A 12875-nucleotide genomic window follows, 5' to 3' on the forward strand; every position below is an offset into this window, starting at 1 on the left:
TTTTTTTTAAATTGCAACCGTTGGTGAAAAATAATTCAAAATCTTTTTAAATAGCAATGCCTTGATATCAATGATTTAATGGAAGTCTATGAGGCATTGAAAAAGAAAATAAATAAAAAGATTGTGAAAATAAAATCATTTACACAAAATTAAAGCTTGTTTTTGCGTAGATTTTACATATGTATAACATATAGATATACCTACTATGAAAAAATATCAATATTTACGCTGAAAATCTATTCCTGTATAGTTCAGGTCGTCGAAACACAAAATTAAATATTTAGGAGGATCATGATTATGAGTGGATCGTGGGATATGCGTTATGCAGCTGAATTTTTCGGTACTTTAATGCTGGTTTTGTTTGGAAATGGGGCAGTTGCTAATTCATTTCTAAATAAAACGACTGGTAATGGTGATGCAGGACAAGCAAATGGTGGCTGGATTTTTATTGCCTTAGGATACGGTTTTGGGGTAATGATTCCAGCAATGATGTTTGGTTCTATTTCTGGTAATCACATTAATCCAGCAATTACCATTGCTCAAGCGGTAGCCGGAATTTTTCCTTGGAGTCACGTAGCTGTATATATTTTATGGCAGTTCTTAGGAGCAATGGCTGGACAGCTACTGATAATAGCAATTTATTGGCCGCACTACAAATTAACTAAAGATCCGGCGTTAGTGTTAGCTAGCTTTTCTACTGGCGATGGAACTGGTAGTAGTTTAAATGGATTTGTTACTGAAATGATTGGAACGGCTGTGTTAATCTTTGGCGCAATGGGTTTATATCGTGGGATGTTTTTCTCTCAAAGCGTTGATATAGCAAATATTGGTATTGGCTTTTTGATAATGACATTAGTTATTTCAGCTGGTGGACCCACTGGACCTGCTTTAAATCCCGCAAGAGACTTGGGACCTAGGATAATTCATGCTATAATGCCAGTTCCTAATAAGGGATCTTCTCATTGGGAATATAGTTGGGTGCCAGTTTTAGCTCCAACAGTGGGAGCTATTGTTGGTATTTTGATTTTTAAAGTAATCTTTTCACTATAGTTTGATACGGCGATCTTATATACATATAAGGTCGCATTTCTTTGTTTTAAAGACTTTTTAACTTTTAAATGATTGTAAATTTAATAATGATAATACAAACAAAAAAAGATTGTGAATTTAAAAACTAAAATAATTATTGAATTAAGGTTACTCTAGAATCATAACTTACGGTTATGTATAAAATAAAAAAGCGATATTGGTGAAAAATGTTGAAAGGGATTACATTGTTGGTGAAGATAAATTAATCGATTCACAATGTCATTGCTTGTAAGTTCGATTAAGTTATCTAGGTAAATAACCATATTGGCTGTTGAGTTAATTTATTTAACTGCTGGGACGGTCCTCATTGATATCAACGAGTACTTTCAACCGTTTTAACAAGAAAATGGATTGACATACATACAGCACAAAAAATAAAAAGGTGGTATTTATTATGGCTGAAGAAAAAACAATTGTTGAATTAACCGAAAAAATGAAGGGAAACGTTGCTCGTTCAGTAAATCCTTATGGTTGTCGTCAAGAAATTTTAAACCAAATTGCTTATGTAGAAGGTAAAGGACGCTACGACGGAGCTAAAAAAGCCTTAATTTTGGGTGGCTCATCCAGTTATGGACTTGCAAGCCGAATTACAGCTGCCTTTGGTTCTGGTGCTGATACTATTAATGTTTCCTTTGAACGTCCACCAAAGGATGAAAAAATGTTAGGAACTGCTGGTTGGTATAATAATTATTTCTTCCGTAAAGCTGCAGAAGAAGCGGGATTGATTGCTAAGAACTTTAACGGAGACTGCTTTACTCAAGAAATGAAAGATCAAGTTATTGAATATATCAAAAATGAATTTGGGGGCAAAATTGATTTATTAGTTTACTCAGTTGCTGCACCCAAACGAGCAAACCCCGATAATCCTGATGAAGTTTGGTGTTCAGTAATCAAATCAGTTGGTGAACCAGTTACTGGTGAAAATATTAACCTTGAAGAAGATACTTTATTTGAACAAACCGTTGAACCAGCTACCCAGGAAGAAATTGAAGCTACTAAACATGTTATGGGTGGCGAAGATTGGGAAATCTGGGTCGATGAATTAAAGAAAGCCGGTGTTTTGGCAGATGGCTTTAAGACTATTTTGTACTCATATATTGGACCTAAGAGTACCTATGCTTTCTACCATGAAGGAACTTTAGGGGCTGCTAAAGATGCAGCTGAAGAATCATCACATAGAATTCAAAAAGAAATTGATGATATTCATGGTGAATCACTCATTTCAGTATCGCGTGCTGTTACAACTAAAGCTTCTGTGGTTATTCCAATTTTCCCACTTTACTGCCTAGCTCTTTATAAAGTAGAAGAAGAAACTGGAACTCATGAAACTCCAATCATGCATAAAGATCGTTTATTCCGTGATATGGTTTATGGCAATAAACGAGAAATTGATGATAATGGTCGTCTTCGTCCTGATGCTTGGGAACAACGTCCAGATATTCAAGCTAAGGTTGAGGAGTTAATGGCTAAAATTACACCAGAAAACTTTAATACTGATTTAACTGGTTACGATGAATTTCGTCGAGAATTTATGCAACTAAATGGATTTGAAGTTCCTGGTGTAACCGAAACTACCGCAAATCTAGAAGAATTACAAAGTTGGGAACCTTAAGTGAAAATTGAATCCAATTGAAAACTTTTGACGGTAACCATTGCGTATACCATCAATCTAAAAATATTAATTTATTTATTAAACAACGAGGTGAATGAATTATGACAGTTGAATTTATTAATAGTCAACAAGCGGCGAAACTGATTCCTGATAACGCAACGGTGGCTCTCGAAGGGTTTTTGGGTTCGGATGTAGCTGAAGAAATTTTAAGAAGTATTAGAAAACGATTCGATGAAGAAGGTCACCCAAAGCAACTTGAAATCTGGCATGCTTCTGGTATTGGTGATGGTGATAGTAAAGGAACCAACAATCTGGCAGTTAAGGGTCTTATGAGAAGATTAGTTGGTGGTCATTATGGATTAGCGCCACAACTAGAACCCCTCATTGCCAACAATGAATTTGAAGCTTACAATCTTCCGCAAGGAGTGCTTTCTCAGATTTTCCGTGATTCTGCTGCTCATAAACCTGTTCAAATTAACAGGGTCGGACTGGGTACCTTCGTTGATCCAGACGTTGAAGGTGGCAAACTTAATGATGCTGCTAAAGATTATGATTTAGTTTCTAAAATGCAAATTGATGGTAAAGATTACCTAGCTTATGAGGTTCCTAAGCCCAATGTTGCTATATTACGTGGAACTTTTGCTGATGAAAATGGAAATATTACTTTTGATGATGAACCGTTAACGTTGGAATCAACTTCTATTGCTATGGCAGCTCATAATAATGGTGGAAAAGTTTTCGTTCAGGTAAAACGAGTAGTTAAGGCGGGTGCATTAAAACCTAAAGATATTCGAATTCCTGGCCTTTTAGTAGATTATGTTGTCGAAACTGCTGATGAAAAAATGACTATGCAGAGTAATTCAACGCAGTATAATCCAGATTATATTAATGCAGATGTTGTTAAACCAGCAGGTGCTATTGAAGTTCCACTAGATGCAAAAAAAGTTATTGCCAGAAGAGCAGCAATGTTTAAAAGTGATACTGACCATATTGTTAATTATGGTATTGGTAAATATCCAGAGACAGTTTCTCTTATTCTAAAAGAAGAAGGCAGTGCAGAAGGGGTTACGACTACTGTTGAACCAGGTACTTTTGGTGGTGTGCCAATGGGTGGTGGTGATTTTGGCTGTGCTATTGCACCTGAATCAACCATTGATCAACCATATATGTTTGATTTTTATGATGGTGGCGGAATTGATATTACCTTCTTAGGATTAGCCGAATTGGATAGCAAAGGTGACATTAATGTTTCTAAATTTGGCCCTAAAATTGCTGGTACTGGTGGCTTTGTAAACATTACTCAAAACACACCCACAGTTGTCTTTACTGGTACTTTTACTGCTGGTGGACTGCGTGAAAGTATTAAAGATGGTAAATTGATAATTGATCAAGAAGGCAGAAATCATAAGTTAGTTAAAGCTGTAGAACAAATTACATTTTCCGGTCCGGTTGCTCATGAAAATAATCAAAATATTTACTATGTAACTGAGAGAGCAGTTTTTCGACTAACGGCAGATGGTATTGAATTAATTGAAATAGCTCCAGGAATTGATTTACAACAAGACGTTTTAGATCAAATGGATTTTATTCCCAAAATTAGTTCAAAATTAAAGTACATGGATGCTCGGATTTTTGCGGAACCACTTATGGGTGACACGATTAATCGAGCTAACCAAGAGGTTGGAGTAATCGCATAGCAGATAAAATTAGGGACTTAGACTGAAGTGTCTAAGTCCCTTTTTATGATTAGTTGTTAGGCTGTTGTGCGTCTTTGAAATAAGTCGTAAACCAGCGTTCTACGTATTTAACTAATGTACTAGAGTATTGTTCTCCTACGTGGCAAATACTGATATTCCAAGGAAAAAATGGTTCGAAATTTCGATGTTCAATAGTTTTGTTATCAGAATAATTATTTCCAATTGGAGCAGCAATGATACCAACTGTGCTCATCTCTTTGCACATATTCAATACAAGATCCCAAGAACTAGTTTGAAAAAAGAAGTTGGGAACAATTCCGGCATTTTCTAATTTTTGTTTAATTTGATAAGTTACCATGAAGCTATCATCCAAAGTTACAATTCGTTCTTTGCTAATTTCTTCAATTGGGATGGCACCATGCAGTTCATGAAAGCGATGTTTGTTGTTGAACCAAACAGAAACTGAATCGCGATAAATAATGGATTCTTTAATTGCGGGGAAAGTTGCTGGAGATACAATGACCGCCAAATCAATTTCTTGAAGCAGCAACATTTTTTGAAGTTCGTAAGCGCCTTTTTCAACAATTTTTAATTCAATGGCTGGATTTTCTTGCATGAACTTAGGAATGGCTTTATTAAAAACGGTAGAGATAATAACCGGAGCAATTCCGACACGAATCCTGCCACTACGTAAATTAGCATGATCATGAAGGCTTTGCATCAAAGCATTGTATTCTGTGCTAACCTGACGACCATGGCGGATTAGATCTTCACCGACTGAAGTTAGGCCCACAATTCTCCCTTTTTTATGAATAAAAATTTGAATGTTTTCGGTACTTTCAACTTCACGAATTAACTTGCTTAGAGCTGGTTGAGAGATGTTTAATTGTTTAGCGCTTTTGGTTAAATTAAAATCAGTATCCACAATGGTTAACAAATATTGAATTTGGTGAATATCCATACTCATAATTAAGTTGATGCTCCTTTCAATACGATAAAAGGTGGTAAAAATCGTGACAATGATTAAGCAGAATTTGGAAAAGCAAATTATTAATCATATTCAAGTAAATCAATACCAAAATCGACCAATTGTTATTGGTATAACTGGAAATATTGCTTCTGGTAAAACTACACTTGCACAAAAAATTTATGATTTGTGTTATCAGGAATTTCCTTCATTAATTTGCAATCTTGTTTCAACTGATGATTTTTTATTAGATAATAAAAAATTGCAGAGACGACAGTTAATGAAATATAAAGGTTTTCCTATTAGTTATGATCAAACTATGATTGATAAGTTTGTTATGGCCATTAATCATAATCGTTTGATTAATATCCCTTGCTACAATCATGTCATGAATGATGTCGATAAACAACATTTAAAACAAATTTTTATGCCAGATATTATTGTTTTGGAAGGGCTAATGGTAATGCAACCAAAGTTTCGCTCGATGCTGACAATGAGTTTATTTTTGAATACTAACTTAGATCAAAATTTTCAGTGGTATGTAAAACGATGCCATGATTTAGGCTTGAACAAAATATATCAATTAAATTGGGAAGATTATAATAAATTTATCAGACAGGCTTGGCAGCAAATTAATATCCCTAATTTTGTAGAAAATGTTTTACCGTTTAGAGAACAAGCTGATTTTCAATTGGATATTTCGGCAGATCATCAGATTGAACAAATACGGTCTATTACTGCTCAAACTATGACGACTAAGATGGTTGGTATTTGATTGTGAGACAGAGGAGGTAAAATGAATGCATTTTTTAACAAGTGATGGTGTGAATCTAAACTACGATGACATAGGCACTGGACAACCAGTGCTAATCATGACAGGATATGCGGGCTATAAGGAAATTTGGCATTCTCAAGTACAACAATTATTGAAACACGGATATCGAGTAATTAATTTGGATCGGCGTAATCACGGCCATTCTGAAACAACAACTAAGGGGTTAAGAATGAGCCGTCAAGGAAAAGACGTTGCTGAATTATTGCATGCTTTAAACTTAAGTAATGTAGATATGATTGGTAATTCTATGGGCGCGGCGGTTATTTGGGCTTATTGTTCTTTATATGGTGACAATTTAATTCATAAGATTATTAGTGTAGATCAATCTCCCAAGATGATTAGTGATGATGATTGGCGATATGGAATGCTGGATATAACATGGGATAATTTTCCCACTTCTGCAGAACAAATGTATCATGTGCATACTACTTATCAACGAATTAATGATGAAACCTACAAAATAGTTAAGGAAGCGCAGGGGAATGAAAAATTTGACTATGAGCTAAATCGACCATTACTTTATGATCATGCTTTTCAAGATTGGCGAGATGTTATTGCTGGTCTACAGGTTCCAATTTTATTTATGGCAGGTGAAAAATCACCTTTTTGGCCAGCGAAGCATGCAGAAGTTTCTGCTAAAATAGCACAAAACGGACAATTCTTTATAGTCCCAAAGGCAGGACACATTTTGATGGCAGAACAAACTGAAATATTTAATGAATCAATGTTAAGTTTTTTAAATGATTAACTAAAGAGACTATTTACTTTTGTATTAAGTAAATAGTCTCTTTTAATATTTAAATGATTTTTAGATCAACAGTATTAATGAAATTTCTCATTGATTGGCTTAATGCTTCCTCTTTTAAATAAGAAATCACGATATTTACTTTTAAAACATCAATTGGCATTTTGAAGATATTACACTTGGTTGAATCAAAGTTATTGTTCACAAAAAAACTAGGAATAAATGTACAACCTAATCCACTTAATGCCATATTGGAAGCTGTATCTATGGATTTAATTTCAAATTTCTTTTTGATGTGTAATTTATTGCTATTTAAAAACAACTCAATTAAACGCATAAACCCAGAACCAGCATGTAAGGTAATAAAATCACAATTGTTCAATTGTTTCAAAGATCCTGCAAAAGATATAATTCTTTTGTTATTTTCACTGAATAGAGGACATGATCGATTGATGATTAGATAAACTGGTTCGGTTACTAATGGTTGGTAGTGAATTATATTAGGAAAGATTGGCAACATTCTAATATGCATATCAATTTCTTTATTTAATAACATGTTCTCCAAATTAATGGAAGGCAATTCTTTGATGGAGATATGGTCATTAGGATATTTATCTGTGTATTGATTAAGTATTATTGGAACTAATTTACTGGAGATAGACTGATTAATTCCTAGCCTGATACTGTCAGTTTTATTTAACGTCATCTCCCTTACATCGTTTATAAGGGTGTTATATTCGTTATCAATATCTTCAAGACCTTGCAGATATTTGGCTCCACTTTTGGTTAAGGCAATCGGTCGCTGATTACGATCTAGTAACTGTACACCTAGTTCTTCTTCAGCATCTTTAATGTACTTTGATAAATACGGCTGAGATATATAGAGAGTTTTTGATGCTGCGGTAATACTACCCGAAGCCATTACCGCCTTTAGGTAATTCAATAAAGTGAAATCATTAGTCACCTTGTTACCTCCTTAAAATTATGATGCTCCATAGTCTGTAGGTTATTGATCTACAAACATATACGTATTTTACCTTATGTAACCGCTATCGTAAAATAAGGTTGTGATAAAAAATACATAATCATTGAAAGGAGTCAAACATGATAAAAGATGGCTTTGAAAATAATGGATTGAACAGCAAACAACCCATTATTGGCTTGGTTTTATTGGTGTTAATGATAATCTGGGGCGCATATTTATCTTCAACAGTTCCCAAATTACCAGTGTATCTTGTAGCAGGGGTTTTATTAGGATATGTGCTAACTCGATCAAGGTTTGGATTTGCTGGTGGGGTAAAACGGGTGTTTTATCGAGGTGAATCTAGTTTGACCGTTGCATTATTACTTTTATTCACTATTACTGCAATTGTAAATGTTGGTATTCAATGGGCCGCTGCTAGTAAGGGAGCTCTTCCAGCTTGGCAGATAACCAATCCAGATATTCAATCAGTAATTCCGGGTACTCAAAATGTTCGGATTGGTAATATCTCGGTAGCCTTAGGAGCATTCTTGTTTGGAATGGGCATGATCATGGCTGGTGGTTGTGCTTCTGGAACTCTCTCTGATTTTGGTGAAGGCGAAGGGCATGCTTGGGTTGCGTTACCATTTTTTGTTTTGTTTGCGGCTCCAGGTCAATATTTAGGGTATGTATTAGATAATACTGCCATTGGTAAGGTAGGAGTTAATGTTTGGTTACCACAATATGTAGGTTATGGTGGAGCAATTGCTATTACAATTTTAATTATGTTTGGACTATTCCTAATTACCAAAGGTTATGAAAACAAAAAGAAAAAAGACGGGATGTATCTGGATCCAAAGTCTGATTGGGAAAAATTTGAGGAACCTTTGGACACGGATAATTCTCAAGAACCGTTTAAATTAAATTCGTGGAAAACTTATCAAACCTTTTTCGTTAAACGATGGACATTCGTCACTGGAGCAGTGGGAATTGCAATTGGAGCTATTTTTATATTGACTACTACTGGAAAAGCCTGGGGAGTAACCACACCATTCGTTAGTTTAGATCAAAAATTTTTCCAACTATTTGGAATGAAATTTACTTCACCAGCCTTTGATGAAACTGCTGAAGCAATGAAGGGATCATTATTAGTTGATGGTGGAACTATCAGAAATATTGGAATTGTAGTTGGTGCTTTAATCGCATTTACTTTAGCTGGTAGATTTAAATTTAGTCTCAAAATGAGTTTTCAAGATTTTATTGGTTTTGCTATTGGCGGATCATTGATGGGCTTAGGGTCCAGAATGGCTAGAGGATGTAACATTGGTGCTTTATATTCTGCAATCACTAATTTTTCGTTACATGGTTACATCTTCATGTTTTTCCTAATTTTGGGAGCAGCATTTGCCATTAAAATTTTTCAAGGACGTTTAGCACTATGTCCAATTTATAAACCTAAAAATAAAAAATAAATTAGATTTGAAAGGAAGTAACAATCATGGGTAAAAATATTATTGTAATCGGTGGAGTAGCAGGTGGAGCATCAGTAGCAGCAAGAGCACGTAGACTAGACGAATCTGCTAATGTAACCATGTTTGAAAAAGGGCCTAATGTCTCATTTTCTAACTGTGCATTGCCATATCATTTATCTGGCACCATAGCAGATGCTAACGATATTGTATTGATGGATCCTAAACAATTTAAGGCTCAATATAACATTAATGCGGTTGTAAATCATGAAGTTGTTGATATTGACTCTAATAAACAAGAAGTGGTAGTTAAAGATGTTTTAACTGGTGAATTAGAAAATGTTTCTTATGATGAATTGTTCTTATCACCAGGAGCAGATCCAATTTTGCCATCTAATATTAAAGGAATTAATGGGGATAATGTTTTTACCATTAGAAATGTTGAAGATATTAAAGCGATTAAATCATTTTTAGATGAAAAATCAGTTAAAAATGTTTCCGTTATTGGCGGTGGGTTTATTGGAATTGAAACTGCTGAAAATCTCAAAAAGGGTGGCTACAATGTCAGCTTAGTGGAAGGTATGGATCATATTCTTGGCACTATCGACTATGATATGGCCCAAATTGTTCAAAAAACCATGTTAGATAATGGTGTAGATGTAATCGTAGATGATGTTTTAACTGAAATTGACAGTAATAGTATTACGTTAAAATCAGGTAAAAAGTTAGATAGTGAAGCTGTTATTATGTCGGTTGGGGTTAAACCAGCTACCGCTTTAGCTCAAAAAGCTGGAGTGGAATTGGGGGTAACTGGGGCAATCAAAGTAGACCAACATTATCAAACTAATTTACCACATGTATATGCAGTAGGGGATGCAATTGAACTGGTTAATAGAATTACCAGAAAACCAACCAAATTAAATTTAGCTTTTCCTGCTCAGTTAGAAGCTCGGCAAGCGGTTGATCATATTTACGGACGAGAAGTTCATAATCGTGGAATCATTGGTTCTCAGTGTATCCCAGTATTTGAAATGAATGTAGCTTCAACTGGATTAACTGAAAAGCAATGTCAAGAAGCTGAGATTGACTATGAAGTGGCAGTGGTTATTCCTAAAGATAAGGTTGCATTAATGCCAAATGCTAAGCCACTTTATTTCAAGCTGATTTTTGGCAATCCATCAGGCGAAATTTTAGGTGCACAAGCTATTGGCGAAAGTTCTGTTGATAAACAAATAGACGTTATTGCAACTATGATCACTAATCACAACTATGTTGAAGATTTAGAAACGTTAGAATTATGTTACCAACCAACGTTTAGTACTGCTAAAAATGCAGTTAATATGGCCGGTTTAGTTGCTACCAACTTGTTAAACGGTGAGTATAAACAAGTAACTGTAGATCAAGTACGACCATTAGTAGAAGCTGGTGCAACTATTATTGACGCAAGAGAATCATTTGAATATGAAGAAGGTCATATTAAAGGGGCTAAAAATATTCCGATGAGCGAATTTAGAGATCGTCTTTCTGAAATTCCAACGGATAAACCAGTTTATATTCATTGCTTGAGTGGGCAACGTAGTTACAATGTTGTTAGAGCTTTAGTTAACATGGGTTATACCAACATTTATAACATTTCTGGGTCTTACCTAGATATTTGTGAATATGAATACTTTATGGACCAAACTACCGATAGAGAACCTATCGTAACTAATTATCGATTTGATTTACTATAAAAAATGAAACAACTAAAACTGGGAAGGAAAGATCCCAGTTTTAGTTGTTTGTGTAGGGGATTCATAATGAGTAAAACCAAAAGCATTTCTATAAGCACACTAACTATTTTATTTATAATTCTGGTTTGGGTGTTAGTCACTTCTACGGGTATGGTTTCTAATATTTTATTACCATCGCCAGCAAAAGTGTTTAATACGTTTATTTCGTTATCGATTAACGGATATAACGGAGTATCATTATTAACTCACTATTTGATTACTTTACAACGATTATTAATAGCCGTAATTTTGGCTATTATAATTGGAATTCCATTAGGATTATTAAGTGGATATGTCCCGACTATTAAAGCGATCATAGATCCAATAATTCAATTTATTAGACCGATTCCACCGTTGGCTTACTATACTTTACTTATTCTTTGGCTAGGAATTGGAGAAATCTCCAAAATCAGTCTATTGTTCTTGGCTGCAATCCCACCAATTTATATTGCTTGTTTTGATGCTGTCAAGAAAGTAGACAAGGAGTATCTACAAAGTGCATCCTCATTAGGTGCAAATAGTAAGCAATTGTTTATTCATATCATATTTCCAGCAGCACTTCCCGATATTTTTACAGGAATTAGATCAGCTGTGGGAGTAGCATATACTACTATTATTTCTGCTGAAATGATTGCTTCCACTACTGGTATTGGTTGGATGATCATAGATGCTTCACACTACTTGAAGAGTGATGTCATGTTTGTCGGCATCATATTACTTGGAGTTACGGGAATTTTATTAGATATGATTATCAAAAACGCGGAAAAGGCACTGGTTAAATGGAGCGGACAAAGATGAGAAAGAAAATATTTTTTTCTTTAATAGTGGTAGTTGTCCTTGGATTCTTTTCAGTTACATTGTTTAAATCTCAAAGGGTAAAATCACAAGAAGAGAAAGTCATTAGAATTGGGATTTTAAGAGTTCCAAATGATGTTGCGGCTGCTAGGGAAAGAAATAAGTTGGCTGCAATAGAAAAAGATACGGGATATAAGATTAAATATTATACTTTTGACTCAGGGGTGGATGCTAATAAAGCTCTGATGTCAAATAGTATTGATATGGCAACTATGGGCCATACTAATGCGGTGGTAGCCATGTCTGCTAACTTACCTGTTAAATTGGTGTGGGTGAATGATGTAATTGGAAATAATGAGCAGTTGGTAGTTAAAAAATCTGCTAAGGTGAACTCGATTAATGACTTAAAGGGTAAAACGATTGCAACTCCTTTTGCATCTACATCTCACTATAGTTTAATGATGTTTTTACAAGCACATAAATTATTGAACCAAGTAAAATTAGTGGATATGCAAACTACTGAGATTGTGGCTGCTTGGCGGCGCGGAGATATTGATGCGGCATATACTTGGGAACCAAGTTTATCTAATTTAAATGATGCCAAGACCATTACTAGTAGTAAAAAGATGGCAGCAAGCAACTATTTGACGGCTAATGTTACGTTAGCTACTAACCAATTTAGAAATAAGCATCCAGAATTGTTGACTAAATGTTTAACTATTTTAGGAAAAGAACACCGATATTATAATCAAAATCCTGAACAAACGTATCAACTTACTGGAAGGTATTTAGATATTTCTTCAACCGAAGCTAAAAAACCAGGTTGGTGAGTCGCAATGGCTTGACCCGGTTGAATTAAAACGATTTATGAATAATCAATTTACGGATCAATTTTATCAAACATGTTTATTTATGGGGAAGCAACAAACGTTG

Annotated in this window: 11 protein-coding genes; 9 read left to right on the plus strand and 2 right to left on the minus strand. The window is 34.7% G+C overall.

The window, feature by feature from the left end; genetic code table 11:
• Positions 1-297 precede the first annotated feature (297 nt).
• The 3 genes from OXT66_RS02220 to OXT66_RS02230 all read left to right on the plus strand — a co-directional run bounded on the left by OXT66_RS02220 (position 298) and on the right by OXT66_RS02230 (position 4398).
• A complete protein-coding gene (locus tag OXT66_RS02220) occupies positions 298-1050 on the plus strand; it encodes an MIP/aquaporin family protein (protein ID WP_268595460.1) in 753 nt (250 codons plus the stop codon).
• Positions 1051-1483: 433 nt separating this feature from the next.
• Entirely contained in the window at positions 1484-2701 is a 1218-nt protein-coding gene (gene fabV, locus OXT66_RS02225; protein WP_268595461.1) for an enoyl-ACP reductase FabV, read from the plus strand.
• Positions 2702-2802: 101 nt separating this feature from the next.
• Entirely contained in the window at positions 2803-4398 is a 1596-nt protein-coding gene (locus OXT66_RS02230; protein ID WP_268595462.1) for an acyl CoA:acetate/3-ketoacid CoA transferase, read from the plus strand.
• 49 nt (positions 4399-4447) lie between these two features.
• Here OXT66_RS02230 and OXT66_RS02235 read toward each other — a convergent pair whose 3' ends face one another.
• Positions 4448-5365: a LysR family transcriptional regulator gene (locus OXT66_RS02235; RefSeq protein ID WP_268595463.1), complete on the minus strand. Its 918-nt coding sequence runs from the start codon at positions 5363-5365 to the stop codon at positions 4448-4450.
• 52 nt (positions 5366-5417) lie between these two features.
• Between OXT66_RS02235 and OXT66_RS02240 the strand changes: the two genes are divergently transcribed.
• Together OXT66_RS02240 and OXT66_RS02245 are read left to right on the plus strand one after the other, a co-directional pair.
• The gene (locus OXT66_RS02240) at positions 5418-6140 is read left to right on the plus strand and encodes a hypothetical protein (RefSeq protein ID WP_268595893.1); all 723 of its coding nucleotides are present in this window, start codon (positions 5418-5420) and stop codon (positions 6138-6140) included.
• 25 nt (positions 6141-6165) lie between these two features.
• Positions 6166-6948 (plus strand): alpha/beta fold hydrolase, encoded by a 783-nt coding sequence (locus OXT66_RS02245; protein WP_268595464.1) that lies wholly within the window; start codon positions 6166-6168, stop codon positions 6946-6948.
• A 49-nt stretch (positions 6949-6997) separates the two neighbouring features.
• Here the strand turns inward: OXT66_RS02245 and OXT66_RS02250 are convergent, their stop codons facing one another.
• Positions 6998-7909, minus strand: a complete 912-nt coding sequence (locus OXT66_RS02250) for a LysR family transcriptional regulator (protein WP_268595465.1) — start codon at positions 7907-7909, stop codon at positions 6998-7000.
• Positions 7910-8049: 140 nt separating this feature from the next.
• Here OXT66_RS02250 and OXT66_RS02255 point away from each other — a divergent pair, with 140 nt between their 5' ends.
• The 4 genes from OXT66_RS02255 to OXT66_RS02270 all read left to right on the plus strand — a co-directional run bounded on the left by OXT66_RS02255 (position 8050) and on the right by OXT66_RS02270 (position 12772).
• Positions 8050-9378: a YeeE/YedE family protein gene (locus OXT66_RS02255; RefSeq protein WP_268595466.1), complete on the plus strand. Its 1329-nt coding sequence runs from the start codon at positions 8050-8052 to the stop codon at positions 9376-9378.
• A 26-nt stretch (positions 9379-9404) separates the two neighbouring features.
• A complete protein-coding gene (locus OXT66_RS02260; RefSeq protein WP_268595467.1) occupies positions 9405-11108 on the plus strand; it encodes an FAD-dependent oxidoreductase in 1704 nt (567 codons plus the stop codon).
• Between the two features lie 66 nt (positions 11109-11174).
• Positions 11175-11945: an ABC transporter permease gene (locus tag OXT66_RS02265; RefSeq protein WP_268595468.1), complete on the plus strand. Its 771-nt coding sequence runs from the start codon at positions 11175-11177 to the stop codon at positions 11943-11945.
• A complete protein-coding gene (locus OXT66_RS02270; RefSeq protein WP_268595469.1) occupies positions 11942-12772 on the plus strand; it encodes a MetQ/NlpA family ABC transporter substrate-binding protein in 831 nt (276 codons plus the stop codon). Before OXT66_RS02265 ends, OXT66_RS02270 begins: the two co-directional genes overlap by 4 nt.
• The last annotated feature ends 103 nt before the right edge of the window (positions 12773-12875 follow it).

This window comes from Lentilactobacillus senioris (genome assembly GCF_026798195.1).
Classification (GTDB): Bacteria; Bacillota; Bacilli; order Lactobacillales; family Lactobacillaceae; genus Lentilactobacillus; species Lentilactobacillus senioris_A.

Bases quoted from the DNA above. Each gene is read 5' to 3' on its own strand.
- OXT66_RS02220 (WP_268595460.1), top strand. From the start codon at position 298: ATGAGTGGATCGTGGGATATGCGTTATGCAGCTGAATTTTTCGGTACT.
- fabV (WP_268595461.1), top strand. From the start codon at position 1,484: ATGGCTGAAGAAAAAACAATTGTTGAATTAACCGAAAAAATGAAGGGA.
- OXT66_RS02230 (WP_268595462.1), top strand. From the start codon at position 2,803: ATGACAGTTGAATTTATTAATAGTCAACAAGCGGCGAAACTGATTCCT.
- OXT66_RS02235 (WP_268595463.1), bottom strand. From the start codon at position 5,365: ATGAGTATGGATATTCACCAAATTCAATATTTGTTAACCATTGTGGAT.
- OXT66_RS02240 (WP_268595893.1), top strand. From the start codon at position 5,418: ATGATTAAGCAGAATTTGGAAAAGCAAATTATTAATCATATTCAAGTA.
- OXT66_RS02245 (WP_268595464.1), top strand. From the start codon at position 6,166: ATGCATTTTTTAACAAGTGATGGTGTGAATCTAAACTACGATGACATA.
- OXT66_RS02255 (WP_268595466.1), top strand. From the start codon at position 8,050: ATGATAAAAGATGGCTTTGAAAATAATGGATTGAACAGCAAACAACCC.
- OXT66_RS02260 (WP_268595467.1), top strand. From the start codon at position 9,405: ATGGGTAAAAATATTATTGTAATCGGTGGAGTAGCAGGTGGAGCATCA.
- OXT66_RS02265 (WP_268595468.1), top strand. From the start codon at position 11,175: ATGAGTAAAACCAAAAGCATTTCTATAAGCACACTAACTATTTTATTT.
- OXT66_RS02270 (WP_268595469.1), top strand. From the start codon at position 11,942: ATGAGAAAGAAAATATTTTTTTCTTTAATAGTGGTAGTTGTCCTTGGA.